This window comes from Cellulosimicrobium sp. 72-3, assembly GCF_013127315.1.
Lineage (GTDB): Bacteria > Actinomycetota > Actinomycetes > Actinomycetales > Cellulomonadaceae > Cellulosimicrobium > Cellulosimicrobium funkei.
Genome location: NZ_CP053419.1, coordinates 1,023,185 through 1,040,243, shown reverse-complemented (window position 1 = coordinate 1,040,243; position 17,059 = coordinate 1,023,185). Strand labels below are relative to the sequence as shown.

Below are 17,059 nucleotides of genomic sequence, written 5' to 3'. Positions count from 1 at the left end.
CTCCTAGTTCTCTCGCCGGTGCCCGCCGGGGCCCCCGCTGGGTGCCACCGTCAGTCCCACTCGAGGCCGCCGCGGCGCCACTCGTAGACGAACGGGACGGTGATGAGCGCGAGGAACGCGAGCATCGCCACCAGACCGAACGTCGCGAGCGTCGCGAAGTCGACGGCCCACGGGTAGAGGAAGACGACCTCGATGTCGAAGACGATGAACGTCATCGCGACGAGGTAGTACTTGATCGGGAAGCGCCCGCCGCCGACGGCGTGGGGCGTGGGCTCGATGCCGCACTCGTAGGCGTCGAGCTTGGCGCGGTTGTAACGCTTGGGGCCGATGACCGCGCTCGCGGCGACGCCGCCGAGCGCCAGCACGGCGGCCACGCCCATGAGGACGAGCAGCGGGACGTACGGGTTGGTCATCGTCGACTCCTCGAGTGGGGGCTCGGGACGGGTCTCCCCGGACGACGTCGTCCGGGTCCGCGGTCAGGTGGTGCGAGTGCCGGCGCTGCGTGGTGCGCGGGTGCCGGCCCACCTCGTGGGCTCATGACGATGGCACCACCCTGGTCAGCCCGGCGATGACGCGGTCGACCCAGTCGCCGCCGCGGGGCTCGTAGCAGTCCGACAGGAGCTTGAGGACGAACCGCATGACGACCGGGCGCGGGAGCCCGTAGCGCGTGCAGATCCGCATGATCTCGGGGTGCTCGATGAGCTTCACGAAGTACCGGCCGAGCGTGTAGTAGCCGCCGAGCTCGCGCCGCATGAGGCGCGGGTACGTCTGCAGCGCGCGCTCGCGACCGCCGTCGGTGAGCCGCGCGCGCGACTGGGCGACGACGTCGGCCGCCGCCCGCCCGGCCTGCATCGCGTAGGCGATGCCCTCGCCGTTGAAGGGGCTGACCATGCCGCCCGAGTCCCCGACGAGCAGCACGCCGCGCGTGTACAGCGGCGTGCGGTTGAAGCCCATGGGCAGCGCCGCGCCGCGCACCGGGGCGAGCCGGTTCTCCTCCGTGAACTCCCACTCGGCGGGCGCGTTGCGCATCCAGGTGGCGAACAGGTCCTTGTAGTCGACGTTCGCCGCGGACTGCCGCGCGGGCGTCGAGCTCACCGAGCCGAGGCCGACGTTCGCCGTGCCGTCGCCGAGCGAGAAGATCCAGCCGTACCCCGGCAGGAGGTTCGACTCGCGGGGCGTGCCGTCCCACAGCTCGAGGTGGGACTCCATCCACGGGTCGTCGTGGCGGGGCGTGCGGAAGTAGGTGCGGACGGCGACGCCGATCGGGCGGTCCTCGCGCCGCGCGAGGCCGAGGGCGAGCGCGAAGCGGGACGAGACGCCGTCGGCCGCGATGACGACGGGCGCGCGGTAGGTGACCCCGTCGCCGGCGCGCCGGCCCTTCTCGTCCACGGGGCGCGCCGTGACGCCGACGACGCGGCCCGTGCGCTCGTCGAGGACGGGGCCGGTGACGGCGGTGCGCTCGAGCAGCTTGGCGCCGGTGCGCTGCGCGTGCTCGGCGAGCGTGCGGTCGAACGAGTGGCGCGCGCGGGCCATGCCGTAGCTGGGGTACGACGCGAGGTCCGGCCACGCGAGCTCCCAGGAGCGGCCGCTCGCGACGACGCGCAGGCCGCGGTTGCGGATCCAGCCGTCCTCGGCGCGCGTGGGGACGCCCATGCGCACGAGCTCGGCGACCGCGCGCGGCGTCAGGCCGTCGCCGCAGATCTTGTCGCGCGGGAACGCCGACTTCTCGAGGAGGAGGACGCTCAGGCCCGCGGCGGCGCAGTAGTGGGCGGCCGCGGAACCGGCCGGGCCGGCGCCCACGACGATCACGTCGGCGTCGTCGAGCCTCGCGCCCACCGTGCTCACCTCGCCGTCCCGTCGTCTCGGTCCTCGTGCGGTGCTCCACCGTGACCCGGCTCGGGACACGATGCACCCACAGCCCTTGTGAAGTCGGTCACAATGGACACCGCCACTCTAGTCACTCCGGACGGGAGATGTGTAGCAAGGCGACCCTTCCCTGGGAGATCCTGTGACGAAGGTCCCGGCACCTGCCGACGCCCGACCCTGGGGACGAGGACTCGCGGGCAAGGGGGCCGGCGCCGCGATGGCCTAGCCTCCCGCGCGTCCGCGCCCGCCCGGGGCACCGTCGTCCCAGGTCAGCGCCGCGCACGCGTGCCGACGCGACCGCGCGCCGCCGGGGTCGCCGAGAAGGCCCCGCGCGGCACGCGCGGGGCCTCGTCCTGGTGTGGCGTCAGGCCGGGCGCACGCCCCGGTGCAGCGCGACGATCCCGCCGGAGAGGTTGCGGTAGGCGACCTTCTCCCAGCCCGCGCGCAGCAGGAGACGACCCAGGCCCTGCTGGTCCGGCCACGCGGCGATCGACTCGGCGAGGTACTCGTACGACCCGCCCTCGCGCGTCACCGCCGAGGCGATGCGCGGCAGCGCCTGGACCAGGTACTCCTGGTACAGGACGCGGAACGGCGCCCACGTGGGGGTCGAGAACTCGCAGATCACCACGCGCCCGCCCGGCCGCACGACGCGCAGCATCTCGCGCAGCGCCCCCTCGGTGTCGACGACGTTGCGCAGCCCGAACGAGATGGTCACCGCGTCGAACGTGCCGTCCGCGAACGGGAGCCGCGTCGCGTCCCCGGCGACGAACGGGAGGTCCGGGCGGCGCTCCTTGCCGACCTGGAGCATGCCGATGGAGAAGTCGCACGGGACGACGCGCACGCCGTCGTCGGCGAACGGCTCCGAGGACGTGCCCGTCCCGGCCGCCAGGTCCAGGACCTTCTCGCCCGGCAGCGCGCCGACCGCGCGGACCGTCGCCCGGCGCCACGCGCGGTCCTGCCCGAGCGACAGGACGTCGTTGGTCAGGTCGTACCGGGAGGCGATCCCGTCGAACATCGACGCGACCTCGGAGGGCTTCTTGTCCAGGTTGGCACGGGGCATGGCGCCCATGCTTCCACGTCCCCGCGCCCGCGGTCGCACCGCCGCGGCTTACGCTGGGAGGCGATGAGCGCAGAACCGTCGGCCACGGCCGCACAGCCCCACCCGCTGGTCGTGAGGACCACCCGGATCCCCGACCTGCCCGGCGGCCTCGACGCCCTCGTCGACCTCCTGCCGGACACGCGGCCCCTCGCGTGGGTGCGCCGCGGCGACGGGATCGTCGGCTGGGGCGAGGCGCTGCGGCTCGAGACGTGGGGGCCGGGCCGGTTCGCCGACGCCGAGGCCGCGTGGCACGAGACGCTCGCGCGCGCGGTCGTGCGCGACGAGGTAGGCCTGCCCGGCACGGGCCCCGTCGCGTTCGGCTCGTTCGCGTTCGACGACTCCGCGCCGGGCGACGACGCGCACGACCCGGTCCGGGCCGGCGGGGTGCTCGTCGTGCCGCGCGTCGTCGTCGGGCGGCGTGACGGCCACGCGTGGCTCACGACGGTGGACACCGCCGGATCGCTGTCCTCCTCCCCCACGGACGCCCTGCGCCGCACGCCGCGCGAGCCCGTGCGCGCGCCGGGCGAGGTGGCCTGGCACGACGGCGCGCTCGGCGCCGACGACTGGGCCGCCGTCGTCGCGGAGGGCGTCGAGCGCATCCGCTCGGGCGCGCTGGAGAAGGTGGTGCTCGCGCGCGACGTCGTCGCCCACACGAGCGAGCCCGTGGACCCGCGCTGGCTGCTCGCGCGCCTCGCCTCCGCCTACGAGGCGTGCTGGACGTTCTCCGTCGACGGGCTGGTCGGCGCGACCCCCGAGCTGCTCGTCCGCAGCGAGAAGGGCCTCGTGACGTCCCGCGTGCTCGCGGGCACGATCCGGCGCGGCGGCCTGTCCGACGACGAGGCGCTCCTGCGGGCCGCGCAGCTCGCCCGGTCGTCGAAGGACCTGGAGGAGCACGAGTACGCCGTCCGGTCCGTCGCGCAGGCGCTCGCCCCGTTCTGCTCGTCGATGAACGTCCCCGACTCGCCGTTCGTGCTGCACCTGCCGAACGTCATGCACCTCGCGTCCGACGTGACGGCCGTCCTCGCGCGCGGCGCGAGCGCGCCCGGGGCGTCGGGCGCCGGGGCCGGGCCGACGAGCCTGGCGCTCGCGGCCGCGCTGCACCCCTCCGCGGCGGTGTGCGGCACGCCGACGGTCGTCGCGCGCGACCTCATCCGCGAGATCGAGGGCATGGACCGCGGCCGGTACGCCGGGCCCGTCGGGTGGCTGGGCGCCGACGGCGACGGCGAGTGGGGCATCGCGCTGCGCTCGGCCGAGCTGTCGGGCACCGACCCGCGCTCCGTGCGGCTCTTCGCCGGGTGCGGGATCGTCGCGGCGTCCGACCCGGCGGCCGAGGTCGCCGAGTCCGAGGCGAAGCTCGAGCCGATGCGCTACGCGCTCGGCGCCTGACGCGCCGGTCCCGCACGACCGGCCCCGCACGGCAACGCCCCAGGACGACGACGAGCGGCCGGCACGGAGATCCGTGCCGGCCGCTCGGTGCGGTGGGCCGCCGGGGCGGGGACGTCCCCGACGGCCCACCGTCCCGCCACGGTCAGAGGAGGTGGCGGGACGGGGTGCGGCGCCGGGTCAGCCCTGGCCGCCGAAGAACCAGTCGAACGGGTTCGGGACGTTGCCCGGGTCGGTCGGGTCGCCCTGCTGACCCTGGTCGCCCTGCTGGCCGCCCTGGTCACCCTGGTCGCCCTGGCCGGGGAGCTGCCCCTGGCCGTCCTGGCCCGGCGTCTGCCCCTGGCCGGTGGTCTCGTCGTCCGCCGGGCGCGTCGCGAGGGTGACGTCGAGCTCGAGCGTCTTGCCGTCGCGCACGACGGTGAGCTTCGACTCGGCGCCCGCGGCGCGCTCACGCACGAACGCCGTGAGCGACTCCGCCCCGCCGACCGGGTGGCCGTCGATGGCGACGATGACGTCGCCCGAGCGGATGCCCGCGTCGGCGGCCGGCGAGCCGTCGGTGACCTCCTGGACCTCGGCGCCGCGGCGCGTGACGCCGTCGGCCGTCGCGGTCGCGTCGGCGAGCGTCACGCCGAGGAACGCGTGCTCCGCGGTCCCGTTGTCGACGAGCTGCTGACCGATCGTCTTGGCGAGGTTCACCGGGATGGCGAACCCGAGGCCGATCGAGCCGGACTGGCCACCGCCGCTCGACAGCGTCGCGATCGACGACGTGATGCCGATGACACGGCCCTGCGCGTCGAACAGCGGGCCGCCGGAGTTGCCCGGGTTGATCGCGGCGTCGATCTGGATCGCGTTGGTGACGACGGACGTGCCGCCGCCCTCGCCGGACGCGGACACCGGGCGGTCGACGGCCGAGACGATGCCGGTCGTGGCCGTGTTCGCGAGGCCGAGCGGGTTGCCGACCGCGAGGACCGACTCGCCGACGGTCACGTCGTCGGAGTCGCCGAGCGTCGCGGGCTGGAGGTCGTCGGGGGCGTCGACGAGCTGCACGACGGCGAGGTCCGTCGCCGGGTCGAGCCCGACGATCTTCGCGTCGAACAGGCGGCCGTCGCTGAGCGTGACCTGGACGGTGTCGTTCTCGGCGCCGGACACCACGTGGTTGTTCGTCACCACGTGGCCCTTGTCGTCGATGATGACGCCGGAGCCCTCGGCCCCGCCCTGCGGGGTCTGGACCTGGATCGCCACGACCGACGGCGCGACGGCCTTGGTCACGGCCTCCCAGTCGGGGTTCTGCGACGACGAGTCGGCGACGGGCGCGGCCGACGTCTCGTGCTGCTGGCCGACGTCGGCGAGCGACGTGGAGTCCTGGTCGGCGCCGAACGCGCCGGTGAGGCCGGCGGTGCCGACGCTCGCGAGGAGCGCCGCGGCGGCCGCGGCGCTGACGACCGGCACCCAGGTGCGGCGGCGCTGCGGGGCGCCGCTCTCCCCGGCGGCGGCCGGGGCCGGCGGTGCGGGCGGCGGGCCGAAGCTGCCGGACGGCGTGTGCGCGCCGGGGGCGGGCGCGCCCTGCGCGGGTCGCGCGTACGGGTTCGCCGGCGCAGCGGTGGGCGTGTGCCCCGCGGGTGCGGTGGCGTGGCCCGTCGGGGCGGGCTGCGGCGTCGTGAGGTGCTGCACGGGGTGCGGCGGGAGCGGCTGCGTCGGGTGGTCGGTCGAGTGCGCCGACGGCTGGGCCGGTGCCTGCTCGCCCGCGGTCGCGGCCGGCAGCGGCTGCGTGGCGTCGGGCGTCGGGACGGGGGTGGGCTCGGTGCCCGGGGTGTTCGTCATGGTGGGCCTCCTTCTTCTGCCCACTACTTCACACCGCCGCGCTTGAACGACGCTTGAACGAACCTGGGAGTCTGCTGCGAGTTTTTCCGCGCCCCTCAGCCGCCCGAGGACAGAACCGCGCGCACCGCCGCCCGGACGTCGTCCGCCAGGACCAGGCCGTCGCGACGGCGGTCCGCACGCCCGACACGCACCTCGAGGACCTGGACGCCGTGGCTCGGCGCCGCGAGCGCGTGCCGCAGCGAGGGGACGTCCTGGACGAGCTGGTGGTCCACCCCGTACCCCGCGCACAGCGGCGCAAGGTGCGCCCCGTGCGGCGTCGCGAAGACGCGCTCGAACGTGCGGCGCGCGCCCTCGGACGACTCCCCCAGCGCCCCGGGCTCGAGCCCCGCGAAGATCGCGCCGCCGTCGTCGTTCACGACGACGAGCTGGAGGTCCGCGTGCGGCTCGGCGGGTCCGCGCAGCAGCCCGCCGACGTCGTGGAGGAAGGTGAGGTCGCCGAGCAGCGCGCGGGTGCGCCGGTGGCCACGACCCGTCACGAGGGCCGCGCCGAGCGCCGTCGACACGGTCCCGTCGATGCCCGCGAGCCCGCGGTTGGCGAGCACGCGCGGGCCGGGCCCGTCGAGGCCGAGCACGATGCCCAGGTCGCGCACGGGGCTCGATGAGCCGACCACGAGCAGGTCGTCCGGGCCGCCCGCCGCGGCGACCGCGCGCGCGACGCTCGGCCCGTCGGTCCGGGCCCCGTCGGTCGCCGCCGCGACGACGGCCGCCGCCGCGGCCGACGCCGCCTGCCAGCGCTCGGCCCAGCCCGTGGCGGACGCGGGCTCGAGCCACCCCGCGGGCACCACGGGGAGCACGGTCGAGGCGTTGCGCGCGGCGTCGGGCCAGGGGCGCGAGCCCGGAGCCACGACGGTCACCGCGACGTCCCCGCGCCCGAGGAGCCGCTGCACCGGCCGCGAGAGCGTGGGCCGCCCCAGCACGACGACGTGCTCCACGTCGTCCACGAGCGCGTCGACCCCGAGCACGAGCGGGTGCGCGACGACGAGACGCCGACCGCCCGCCGCCCCGGACGACGGCTCGGCGAGCAGCGGCCAACCGCGCGCCTCGGCGAGGTCGCGCGCGACGGGGCCCGCGCCGTCGCCCGCGACGACGACCGTCCGCTCGCCGGGCACCGGCAGCGCGACGGGGGCGACCGGCGTGCCGAGCGGCTCCGTGACGTCGCCCGGCGCGACGGCGGTCGGCACGGCCGCGGGGGCGGCCGGCACGACGACGACCGGGCGGACACCCGGGAGGTCCGGATCGAGGGCGGCGGGGGCGGTGGGCCCAGCGAGCGCGGCAGCGGGAGGAGTGCCGGGCAGGCCGACGGGCACGAGCGGCTCGCGGTAGGCGAGGTCGAGGTGCACAGGACCGGGGTGCCCCGAGCGTGCGCCCACGGCCTCGGCGAGCGCGCGCGCCGCGACGGCGAGGAGGTCGCGGACCTCGCCCGGGCGGCCGTCGGGCGCCGGGACGTCCGCGGCGAACCGCGTCGCGGGGCCGAAGATCCCGGCCTGGTGGGTCGTCTGGTTCGCGCCCGTGCCGCGCAGCTCGTGCGGCCGGTCGGCGGTGAGGAGCACGAGCGGGACGCCCGTGTGGTGCGCCTCGAGCACCGCGGGGTGCAGGTTAGCGACGGCCGTCCCGGACGTCGTGACGACCGCGACGGGACGGGGCAGCGCGACGCCGCCGCGCACGAGCGGGCCCGCGCCGCGCGAGAGCCCGACGGCGAGGAACCCGGCCGCTCGCTCGTCGACGCGCACGTGCAGCGTGAGGTGGCCGAGGTCGGCCGCCGCCGCGAGCGCGTACGCGAGCGGAGCGCTGCGCGACCCGGGGGCGAGCACGACGTCCGCGACTCCCTCGAGCGCGAGGCGGTGCACGAGCGCGAACGCGGTGCGCACCGCGGGCGGCTGCGCGTCCAGGCCGTCCAGAAGCGGGTCGAGGGCGGCGCTCATCGCACGCTCCCGGCGGCCACGAGGCCGGCGACGCGGTCGAGCCGCGCGCGCCACCGCCGGTCGGTGCCCGGGTCGGGCGCGGTCGCGGCGAGCGCCTCCGCGCTCGGTGCGGGACGCGTCACGGGCAGGGCCCCGTCGACGGGCACGAGCGGCGCGGCCACGACGTCGGCGGCGAACAGGTTCACGGTCGCGAGGCCACACGCGTACGGCAGCGCGGGGAGCGCGGCGGCGAGCGCGACGCCCGCGGCGATGCCCACCGACGACTCGAGCGCCGACGACACGACGACGGGCAGCCGCACTTGCTCGGCGAGGTCGAGGCACGCACGCACGCCGCCGAGCGGCTGCACCTTGAGCACCACGACGTCGGCCGCGTCCGCGCGCACGACGGCGAGCGGGTCCTCGGCGCGCCGGATCGACTCGTCCGCGGCGACGGGCACGGCGGTGTCGCCGCGCTGGCCGCGCCGCACGGCCGCGAGACCGGCCACGTCGGGGCACGGCTGCTCGACGTACTCGAGGCCGCCCGCCGCGCGGTCGAGGTGCGGGAGGCGGCGCAGCGCCTCCTCGGGGTCCCAGGCGCCGTTCGCGTCGACGCGCACCCGACCGCCCGGGCCGAGCGCGTCGCGCACGGCCTCGAGGCGCGCGACCTCGGCGTCGAGGGGTTCGAGCGTGCCGTCGGGCCCGCGCTGCGCGACCTTGACCTTGGCGGTGCGGCACCCGCCGGACGCGGCGACGAGCTCCCGGGCGCGGTCGGGCCCGACCGCGGGGACGGTGACGTTCACGGGGACCCGGTCGCGGACGGGGGCGGGCCAGCCGTCGTCGGCCGCCTCGTGCGCGGCGCGCAGCCAGGAGGCGGACTCGGCGTCGTCGTAGTCCCAGAAGGGCGAGAACTCGCCCCAGCCGGCGTCTCCGCGCAGGAGGACGCCGTCGCGCGCGTCGAGCCCGCGGAACCGGGTGGTGAGTCGGGTGCGGTAGACGACGGCGCGGGAGTCGGGCACGCGCCCAGGCTATGCCACGCGTCGTCGTCGGCCCGCGGCACCGACGCGGGCACGGCCGCAGCGCGCGGCCCTCACGCGTTGACGAGCACCACGACGACGAGCGCGACGATCACGGCGTTGAACGCGAACGCGACGACGGCGTGGGTCGTGACCATCCGGCGCGTGACGGAGTCGAGCACCGTGACGTCGGCGGTCGAGAAGGTCGTGCTCACGCCCGCCGCGAGGTACACGTAGTCGGCGTAGGCGCGCGGTCCCTCGCCGGGGAACGCGAACCCGAGGCCGTCGCCGGCCGCGACGTCGCGGCGGGCGTAGTGCACGCTGTGGGACACGAGGACCGCGACCCACGACACGACGATGACCGCGACGCCGAGCACGGTCAGCGCGGGGGCCGCGGCCCATGCGACGCCCTGGGCCAGCGCGAACCCGACGAGCAGCGCCATGATCGCGAACTGGACGGACCACGCCGTCGACCCGCCGCCGAGGAGCAGCGTGCGGACGCGGCCGCGCCCGTCGGGGTGCGCGCGCAGCAGGGCCCGCTCGAGCTCGGGGCCGCGGCGCCCGGCGAACGCGACGCACGTCAGCGTGCAGGAGAGCCCCGCGAGCACGACCCACACGAGGAGGCCCGCCGCCACGGGGACCGTCCGGTCGTCGAGGCCGAGCGGGCCCTCCGCGAGGAGCACGACGACCGGGCCGGTCACGAGCGCGACGACGGTCGAGACGAGGGTCCGCGTGGTCTCGGGGACGAGGCGGTCGCGCAGGGCGGGTCGGGCGGTGGACGGGCGTCGGGTCATGGGCCGGGAGGCTACCCGGCGGCGGCGCCCGTCCTCAGCGCGGTCCGGGTGCCACGAGCTCGCCGACGAGGCGGACCGCGAGCGCCCGCACGTCACGTCCCTCGCTCAGCGCGCTCACGGCGGCGCCGTCGACGACCGCGACGAGGAGCGACGCCGCGACGTGGCCGAGGCCCCGCACGGCGAGGAGCTGCGCGACGGCGTCGTCCAGACCCTGCCGACCCATCCCGTAGGCCCGGGCGAGCGCCGGGTAGCGGCCGGCGCCGACGAGGTGCTCGTAGAAGCCCCGCAGCTCGCTCTCCCCGCCGGGCGGCAGGACGGCGTCCACGAGGACGCGCGCGTCCTCCCGGGCCCGGTCCCCGCCCTGTGCCGCGCGCTCGGCGGCGCCGTGCGCGTGCTCCGCCCACCCGGTGACGATGAGCTCGCCGGCCGCCTCCATGAGGTCGTCGAGGCCGGTGAAGTAGTAGGTGGTGGCGGCGAGCGGGACGTCGGCGCGCGTCGCGACGGCGCGGTGGGTCACCGCCGCGGGGCCGTCCTGGAGGATGAGGTCCGCGGCGGCGCGGACGATCGCGTCCCGGCGCGCGACACCGCGCGCCTGGCGCCGCGGTGCGGGTCGTCGGTCGGCGGTCTCGGTCGGCGTCGTCCCCACCCGCACACCGTAGGGCACCGGCCGCGCGCTCGTCAGGCGGGCAGGCGTCCCGCGCCCGCCGCCCGCAGCGCGTCGACGATGCGCGCGACGTCGGGCTCGCGCACGCGCGCCGTGCCGACGACCACGCCGTGCTCGGTCGGCTCGGCGCGCTCGACGCCCGTCCCGCTCAGCGGCTCGACGGGGACGCCGGCCGCGCGCAGCCCGTCGACCGCCGCGTCCTCGGCCGCCGGGCCGGGGAGCGGGACGACAAGGTGGAGACCCGCCGCGACGCCCCCGACCGTGACGCCGGGCAGGGCCTCGCCGAGCGCGGCGAGCAGCGCGCGGCGCCGCCGCTGGTAGACGACCCGGGCCCGGCGCAGGTGCCGCTGGTACGCGCCCGAGCCGAGGAGCGCCGCGAGCGCCGCCTGCTCGGGGACGGACGTGCCGAGGTCGGCGTGGCGCTTGGCCTCGACGAGCGGCCCGACGACGCGCGGTGGCGCGACGACCCAGCCGAGCCGCAGCGCGGGCGACAGGAGCTTGGAGACGGACCCGAGGAGCACGACCCGCTCGGGGGCCAGGGGCTGCACCGACGCCACGGGCCGACGGTCGTAGCGCAGCTCGGCGTCGTAGTCGTCCTCGAGCACGAGGCGGTCCCCCGCGGCGGCCCACGCGAGCAGCGCACGACGGCGCGCCGGGGCGAGCACGACGCCGAGCGGGAACTGGTGCGCGGGCGTCACGAGCGCGGCGCGCGCGTCCTCGGGGAGCAGGTCGGTCCGCAGCCCGTCGGCGTCGACGGGCACGCCTGCGGGCCGGGTCCCCGCGTCGCGCAGGAGCTCGAGCGCGCCCCGCGACGACGGGTCCTCGACGGCGACCGTGACGGGCCCTGCCCCTGCCCCTGGCCCTGACCCCGGCCCGGGCGCCACCCGGCCCGCGGCGAGCAGCCGTGCGAGCAGCGCGAGCGCCTGGGCGACGCCGCTCACCACGACGACGTCGTGCGCGGTCACGTGCGCGCCGCGGCTGCGGCGCAGGTGCTCCGCGAGCGCCTCGCGCAGCGCGGGCAGGCCCTGGGGGTCCGGGTAGCCGAGGTCGGCGTCCGCGAGCCCGCGGACGCCGTCGCGGACCGCGCGCGCCCACGCCGCCCGTGGGAACAGCGCCGGGTCCGGGGTCCCGACGCTCACGGGCCGGGGGCCCGCCGTGCCGTGCCGGGTGCTCCCGGTCCCCGGGCCCCGTGCGGGCGGTGCCCCTCGGGGGGACGGCGCCGCGGGGAGCGCCGCGACGACGACGCCCGACCGCGGCCGGGACACGAGCAGCCCCTCGCCCACGAGCACGTCGACCGCCGTCGTCACCGTGCCGCGCGAGAGCCCGAGCGCGACGGCGGCGTCCCGGCCCGACGGCAGGACCGTGCCCGCCGCGACCCGCCCCTCGACGACCGCCGCGCGCAGGCCGTCCTGCAGCCAGCGGCCGACGTCGCGCGCGGGGCGCGGGCCGAGCACGAGCAGGAGGGCCTCGGGCGCGAGCCGGGTCGTCATCTGGCCCAGTGAACCAGGCACGACCTGGCCCTGCACCCTGGTCCACGACGCTCCTACCGTCGAGGCATGACACCCGCACCCGAGCGTCCCGGCAGCCCGCGGACCGGCGACCTGCGCTGCGCCGCGGGCATGGCGATCGTCGGCTCGTCGTTCGTCGCGTCCGCCGCCCTCGCCGGGTTCCCGGTGCTGGGCGGCCAGGCCGCGCGCTACGCCGTCGCCGCGCTCGTCCTGCTCGCCGTCCTCGCCGTGCGCCGGGTCACCTGGGTGCTCCCCTCGCCCCGCGCGCTCGGGCGCCTGACCGCGCTCGCCGCCACGGGGCTCGTCGGCTTCAGCGTCCTCGTCGTCGAGAGCGCGGGCCGCGCCGACCCGTCGCTCGTCGGGGCCGTCGTGGGCGCCTCGCCCGTCGTCCTCGCGGCCGCGGGGGCGCTACGGGCCCGGCGGCTCGCGGTCCGCACCCTCGCGGCCGCCGTCGTGGTGACCGCCGGGGTCGTGGTCGTCGAGGGCGGCGGCGCGGGCGACCCCGTCGGCGTCGCGCTCGCGCTCGGCGCGCTCGCGTGCGAGGTGTGCTTCTCGCTCCTCGCCGTCCCCCTCCTGCCGACGCTCGGCGCGCTGCGCGTGTCCGCCTACGCGTGCGTCCTCGCCGTGCCGCAGCTCGCCGTGCTCGGGCTCGTGCGGCAGCAGGTGTCGGGGAGCCCGTTCCTCGCGGTGCCCGACGGCGCCGAGCTCGCCGCGCTCGCGTACCTCGCCGTCGTCGTCACGGCCGTCGCGTTCCTCCTCTGGTACTCCGGCCTCGCGACGATCGGGCCTGCGCGCGCCGGGCTGTTCGCGGGCCTGCTGCCCGTGGCGGCGCTCGTCGCTTCGGTCGTGCTCGGGTTCGAGGAGCCGACCGCGCGGTCTGTCGTCGGGACGCTCGTCGTCGGGGCGGGGCTCGTGCTCGGCCTCGCCCCGGCGCGCGCACGCCGCCCGCTCGCGCACCGGCTACCGTGGCGGGCGTGAGCAGCACCGACCCCACCCCCGCCGTGCCCGACGACGCGAGCCGCGCCCCCGCCCGCCGGGAGCACGCGCTCCCCCGCCAGGTCTCCGAGACGTTCGACCCCCGCGCCTGGCGCGAGGTCGACGGCTTCGAGGCGCTCACCGACCTCACCTACCACCGCGGCGTCGAGCGCGACGCCGACGGCGCCGTCGTGCGGGACCTGCCCGTGGTCCGCGTCGCGTTCGACCGGCCCGAGGTGCGCAACGCGTTCCGGCCCCACACCGTGGACGAGCTGTACCGCGTCCTCGACCACGCGCGCATGACGTCCGACGTCGGGAGCGTGCTCCTCACCGGCAACGGGCCCTCGCCCAAGGACGGCGGGTGGGCGTTCTGCTCGGGCGGCGACCAGCGCATCCGCGGGCGCTCCGGGTACCAGTACACGACCGCGCCCGACGGCGGCGGGGACGTGCACACGCGCGACGCCGTCGACCCGGGCCGCGCGGGGCGCCTGCACATCCTCGAGGTGCAGCGGCTCATCCGGACGATGCCGAAGGTCGTGGTCGCGGTCGTCAACGGCTGGGCCGCGGGCGGCGGGCACTCGCTGCACGTCGTCGCGGACCTGTCGATCGCGAGCCGAGAGCACGCGCGGTTCAAGCAGACCGACGCGAACGTCGGGTCGTTCGACGGGGGCTACGGCTCGGCGTACCTCGCGCGGCAGGTGGGCCAGAAGCGCGCGCGGGAGATCTTCTTCCTCGCGCGGGAGTACTCCGCGCAGGACGCGTACGAGTGGGGCGCGGTCAACGAGGTCGCGGACCACGCGGACCTGGAGGCGCTCGCGATCGAGTACGCGCGCGTGATCGCGACGAAGTCGCCGCAGGCGATCCGGATGCTGAAGTTCGCGTTCAACCTCGCGGACGACGGGCTCATGGGACAGCAGGTCTTCGCGGGCGAGGCGACGCGGCTGGCGTACATGACGGACGAGGCCGTCGAGGGGCGCGACGCGTTCCTCGAGCGTCGCGACCCGGACTGGGGACGCTTCGGCTACGCGTTCTGACGGCCGCGGCTCAGGAGCCGCCGACGAGGCTCGTCAGCATCTCGAGGAGGCCGCGACCGACGAACGCCGCCGCGACGGCGAGGCCGAACAGGAGCCCGACCGAGACGACGACCGGGACGGCCGAGCGGGCGGCGCCGGGCTCGTCGTCGCGCGACGTGCGCGGCGCGTACGACGGCGGGAGCGACGTCGGGGCCGGACGCTGCGGGGCGCCCTCCGACGGGGTGCGGGGCTGGGACGGGTGGACGGGGTGCGGGACGACGGTTGCCATGACTCCACGGTGCCGCCCGGGACCCCTGCCGCGCGTCGGCCCCGCGGCTCGACCTGCGCGGCGGACGGTCCCCCTCGGGGCGGAGCGGTCGTACGCCGTGGGGAGGACGCCGTCCGCCCGACGGCGGAGGGTCAGCCCACCGTCCAGCTCCCGGACCCCGTGGGCACGAGCTCGATCCACGACGTGCCCGGCTCGAGCTCGACGGGTGCCCCGTCGGCGCCGCTGAGCACGAGCGGGGCCTCGACGCCCTCCTTGGACCACGTCACCGCGACCTGCTTGCCGCCGCTCGCGACGACACCCTTGCCCGTCCCGACGAGCTGCGTCTCGGGGACGGCCACCCCCGCCGGGTCCTTGAACCGCGTGTCCACCATCGTCGCGGCGAGCAGCACGACGTTCGTCGCCGACAGCCGCACCTCGTCCGCGGAGACGGCCGGGCGGTCGCCCTCGCTGCGCACGTAGCGGCCCTCGCCGCCGTCCCACTCCCACACCGCGCGGCTCGCGTGCGTGAGACGCACGTCGAGCCGGGTCGCCGCGTCGCCCGCGACCGTCGCGGTCGCCGTCCCGGGCTCGCGGGCGAACACGAGCTGCGCGGGCGGCGGGGACGTGCGGTCGCCGTCGGCCTGGGCCCAGAACGCCTCCGGGCTGCCGTACACGTTGTGCGGGGCGCGCCGCGCGCGCGTGGTCGTGAAGCCGTCGTCGCCCTCGTCCATGACGACCGACTGGACGCCCGCGGCACCCACGGCGTCGATGAACGGCTGCTGCCCGCCGGTGTACGCGAGGACGCCGTGCAGCGGCGCGACGATCGCCGGGTCCATGGGCCGCACCGAGCGGACGGGGCCCACGCTCTCGGGCACCTGCGAGTGATAGACGGCGACGAAGCGCGTGATGCCGCCCTCGACGACCTCCTCCCACACGACGTCGGCCTGCTCGAGCCCCGTCTGCGGGCGCGCCTGGGGCGCGTTCTCGATCTTCACCGCGAGCGCCGGCCGGTCCGCGACCTCGTCGGCCGCGACGCCCGTGAGCGGCCACACGAGGGGGACGTCCGGCGTCGGGGGCACCTCCTTGGTGCCCGACACGTCGGGCTCGACCGTCGTGGTGCTCGGCGCCGTCGGCTCGCCCGCGCACCCGGCGAGCGCGACCACCGCCGCCACCACGACCGCGGCGAGCGCGCTCCCCCGGACTCCTCGTCCCGTCCTCGTCACCCTCGACCTCCCGACGGCCCGGGGCCCCTGCCCGTGCCGGCACCACGACGGACCTGTGTCCTCGGCCACGGTACGACCCGACCTAGGCTGATCCGGTGAACCGCGCCGTCGTCCCCGCCGATCTGGACGCCCTCGTCGCGGCGGTCGGGGCCGCGCTCGACGGCGACGGCCCGCCCGTCGCGCCCGTCCCGCTGCTCCCCCGCCCCCAGGGCTCCGGGCCGACCTCGGGCGACGTGCCCGCGGGCACCGCGCTCGTGCTGCGCACGTCGGGCTCGACGGGCGCGCCCCGGGAGGTGCTGCTCGGCGCCGACGCCCTGCGCGCGTCGGGCGCCGCGACGCACGAGCGGCTGGGCGGCCCGGGACACTGGCTCCTCACGCTGCCCCCGACGCACGTCGCGGGGGTGCAGGTCGTCGCGCGGGCCCACGCCGCGGGACGGGGCCTCACGGTCGCGCCCGCGGGCGAGCCCTTCACCCCCGGCGGGTTCGCGGCGCTCGTCGCGCGCGCCCCGCGCGGCGAGCGGCGGTACGTCTCGCTCGTCCCGACCCAGCTCCATCGCCTCGTCGAGGCGGCCGACGCCGGGTCCGCCGACGGCACCGCGGGCCTCGACGCGCTCCGCTCGCTCGACGCCGTGCTCCTCGGCGGTGCCGCGACGCCGCCCGCGCTGCTGCGCCGCGCGCGGTCCGCGGGAGCGCGCGTCGTCACCACGTACGGCATGACGGAGACGTGCGGCGGCTGCGTGTACGACGGCGTCCCCCTCCCGGGCGCGCGCGTCCGGCTGGTCCCGGCGGGCGACGCCGAGGGCGAGGGGGCGGGCGTCGTCGAGCTCTCCGGCCCGTTCCTCGCGCACGGCTACCTCGGGGAGCCGGCCGCGACCGCGGCCGCGTTCCGCACCGACGACGACGGCACGCGCTGGTTCCGCACGAGCGACCTCGGGCGGCTCGACGGCCCCGCGGACGCGCCGGTGCTCACCGTCCTCGGCCGCGCGGACGACGTGATCGTCTCGGGCGGCGTGAACGTCGCCCCGGCGGCTGTCGAGGCCGTGGTCGGCGAGGTCGCGGGCGTCGGGGAGGCGTGCGTCGTGGGCGTGCCGCACCCGGAGTGGGGCCAGGAGGTCGTCGCGGTCGTCACGCTGGCGGGCGCGCAGCGCGACGACGGTGCCGCGTCGGGCACGGCGGGCACGGCGGGCACGGCGGGCACGGCGGGCACGGCGGGCGCCGGGGGCGTGACGAGCGCCCCGCCCGAGCTCGTCGCCGCCGTGCGGGGCCGCGTCGCGGATAGGCTGGAGCGGGCGGCCGCACCCCGCCGCGTGCTCGTCGTCCCGGACCTCCCCCGGCGCGGGCCCGGCAAGGTGGACCGCGCCGCGGTGGCCCGGATCGCCGTCGGGCACGGGCGCACCCTGCCCGGCTGAGCCGGCCGCCGGACCACCCCGGCACGACCGAGCAGCACGACCCGAGACGCACGACCGAGACG

Annotated in this window: 15 protein-coding genes; 4 read left to right on the top strand and 11 right to left on the bottom strand. The window is 77.6% G+C overall.

The window, feature by feature from the left end; all coding sequences use genetic code 11:
- Positions 1-50 precede the first annotated feature (50 nt).
- The 3 genes from HKK73_RS04665 to HKK73_RS04655 form a co-directional block, all read right to left on the bottom strand.
- The gene (locus HKK73_RS04665; RefSeq protein WP_021481795.1) at positions 51-413 is read right to left on the bottom strand and encodes an NADH-quinone oxidoreductase subunit A; all 363 of its coding nucleotides are present in this window, start codon (positions 411-413) and stop codon (positions 51-53) included.
- Positions 414-534: 121 nt separating this feature from the next.
- Positions 535-1,836 carry a geranylgeranyl reductase family protein gene (locus HKK73_RS04660; RefSeq protein WP_253705783.1) on the bottom strand — a complete coding sequence of 434 codons (1,302 nt, stop codon included), beginning with the start codon at positions 1,834-1,836 and terminating at the stop codon, positions 535-537.
- A gap of 394 nt (positions 1,837-2,230) precedes the next feature.
- Positions 2,231-2,926, bottom strand: a complete 696-nt coding sequence (locus tag HKK73_RS04655) for a demethylmenaquinone methyltransferase (protein ID WP_171467545.1) — start codon at positions 2,924-2,926, stop codon at positions 2,231-2,233.
- 63 nt (positions 2,927-2,989) lie between these two features.
- Here HKK73_RS04655 and HKK73_RS04650 point away from each other — a divergent pair, with 63 nt between their 5' ends.
- Positions 2,990-4,351, top strand: a complete 1,362-nt coding sequence (locus HKK73_RS04650; protein ID WP_171467544.1) for an isochorismate synthase MenF — start codon at positions 2,990-2,992, stop codon at positions 4,349-4,351.
- Positions 4,352-4,528: 177 nt separating this feature from the next.
- Here HKK73_RS04650 and HKK73_RS04645 read toward each other — a convergent pair whose 3' ends face one another.
- The 6 genes from HKK73_RS04645 to HKK73_RS04620 all read right to left on the bottom strand — a co-directional run bounded on the left by HKK73_RS04645 (position 4,529) and on the right by HKK73_RS04620 (position 12,091).
- Entirely contained in the window at positions 4,529-6,169 is a 1,641-nt protein-coding gene (locus tag HKK73_RS04645; protein ID WP_171467543.1) for a trypsin-like peptidase domain-containing protein, read from the bottom strand.
- A gap of 95 nt (positions 6,170-6,264) precedes the next feature.
- Positions 6,265-8,151 carry a 2-succinyl-5-enolpyruvyl-6-hydroxy-3-cyclohexene-1-carboxylic-acid synthase gene (menD, locus tag HKK73_RS04640; RefSeq protein ID WP_171467542.1) on the bottom strand — a complete coding sequence of 629 codons (1,887 nt, stop codon included), beginning with the start codon at positions 8,149-8,151 and terminating at the stop codon, positions 6,265-6,267.
- Entirely contained in the window at positions 8,148-9,146 is a 999-nt protein-coding gene (locus HKK73_RS04635; RefSeq protein WP_043659790.1) for an o-succinylbenzoate synthase, read from the bottom strand. Before HKK73_RS04635 ends, menD begins: the two co-directional genes overlap by 4 nt.
- Positions 9,147-9,217: 71 nt before the next feature.
- Positions 9,218-9,937: a DUF1345 domain-containing protein gene (locus tag HKK73_RS04630; RefSeq protein WP_171467541.1), complete on the bottom strand. Its 720-nt coding sequence runs from the start codon at positions 9,935-9,937 to the stop codon at positions 9,218-9,220.
- 34 nt (positions 9,938-9,971) lie between these two features.
- The gene (locus tag HKK73_RS04625; RefSeq protein WP_171467540.1) at positions 9,972-10,583 is read right to left on the bottom strand and encodes a TetR/AcrR family transcriptional regulator; all 612 of its coding nucleotides are present in this window, start codon (positions 10,581-10,583) and stop codon (positions 9,972-9,974) included.
- A gap of 32 nt (positions 10,584-10,615) precedes the next feature.
- Positions 10,616-12,091 (bottom strand): PLP-dependent aminotransferase family protein, encoded by a 1,476-nt coding sequence (locus HKK73_RS04620; protein WP_171467539.1) that lies wholly within the window; start codon positions 12,089-12,091, stop codon positions 10,616-10,618.
- 66 nt (positions 12,092-12,157) lie between these two features.
- On the opposite strand from HKK73_RS04620, the gene HKK73_RS04615 reads away from it, so the two are divergent.
- On the top strand, positions 12,158-13,087 hold the full coding sequence (locus tag HKK73_RS04615) for a DMT family transporter (protein ID WP_171467538.1): 930 nt from the start codon (positions 12,158-12,160) through the stop codon (positions 13,085-13,087).
- Between the two features lie 23 nt (positions 13,088-13,110).
- Complete coding sequence (locus HKK73_RS04610; RefSeq protein WP_171468677.1) at positions 13,111-14,118, top strand: 1,4-dihydroxy-2-naphthoyl-CoA synthase; 1,008 nt, start codon at positions 13,111-13,113, stop codon at positions 14,116-14,118.
- Between the two features lie 10 nt (positions 14,119-14,128).
- Here the strand turns inward: HKK73_RS04610 and HKK73_RS04605 are convergent, their stop codons facing one another.
- Together HKK73_RS04605 and HKK73_RS04600 are read right to left on the bottom strand one after the other, a co-directional pair.
- Complete coding sequence (locus tag HKK73_RS04605; protein WP_043659595.1) at positions 14,129-14,386, bottom strand: hypothetical protein; 258 nt, start codon at positions 14,384-14,386, stop codon at positions 14,129-14,131.
- Between the two features lie 131 nt (positions 14,387-14,517).
- The gene (locus tag HKK73_RS04600) at positions 14,518-15,588 is read right to left on the bottom strand and encodes a DUF3048 domain-containing protein (protein WP_253705781.1); all 1,071 of its coding nucleotides are present in this window, start codon (positions 15,586-15,588) and stop codon (positions 14,518-14,520) included.
- Between the two features lie 95 nt (positions 15,589-15,683).
- On the opposite strand from HKK73_RS04600, the gene HKK73_RS04595 reads away from it, so the two are divergent.
- Positions 15,684-16,997 carry an AMP-binding protein gene (locus HKK73_RS04595; protein ID WP_171467537.1) on the top strand — a complete coding sequence of 438 codons (1,314 nt, stop codon included), beginning with the start codon at positions 15,684-15,686 and terminating at the stop codon, positions 16,995-16,997.
- The last annotated feature ends 62 nt before the right edge of the window (positions 16,998-17,059 follow it).

What these genes read in the sequence shown, in the direction of transcription:
- HKK73_RS04665 (WP_021481795.1), bottom strand. Translation starts at nt 413, where the DNA reads ATGACCAACCCGTACGTCCCGCTGCTCGTCCTCATGGGCGTGGCCGCC.
- HKK73_RS04655 (WP_171467545.1), bottom strand. Translation starts at nt 2,926, where the DNA reads ATGCCCCGTGCCAACCTGGACAAGAAGCCCTCCGAGGTCGCGTCGATG.
- HKK73_RS04650 (WP_171467544.1), top strand. Translation starts at nt 2,990, where the DNA reads ATGAGCGCAGAACCGTCGGCCACGGCCGCACAGCCCCACCCGCTGGTC.
- HKK73_RS04645 (WP_171467543.1), bottom strand. Translation starts at nt 6,169, where the DNA reads ATGACGAACACCCCGGGCACCGAGCCCACCCCCGTCCCGACGCCCGAC.
- menD (WP_171467542.1), bottom strand. Translation starts at nt 8,151, where the DNA reads ATGAGCGCCGCCCTCGACCCGCTTCTGGACGGCCTGGACGCGCAGCCG.
- HKK73_RS04630 (WP_171467541.1), bottom strand. Translation starts at nt 9,937, where the DNA reads ATGACCCGACGCCCGTCCACCGCCCGACCCGCCCTGCGCGACCGCCTC.
- HKK73_RS04620 (WP_171467539.1), bottom strand. Translation starts at nt 12,091, where the DNA reads ATGACGACCCGGCTCGCGCCCGAGGCCCTCCTGCTCGTGCTCGGCCCG.
- HKK73_RS04615 (WP_171467538.1), top strand. Translation starts at nt 12,158, where the DNA reads ATGACACCCGCACCCGAGCGTCCCGGCAGCCCGCGGACCGGCGACCTG.
- HKK73_RS04605 (WP_043659595.1), bottom strand. Translation starts at nt 14,386, where the DNA reads ATGGCAACCGTCGTCCCGCACCCCGTCCACCCGTCCCAGCCCCGCACC.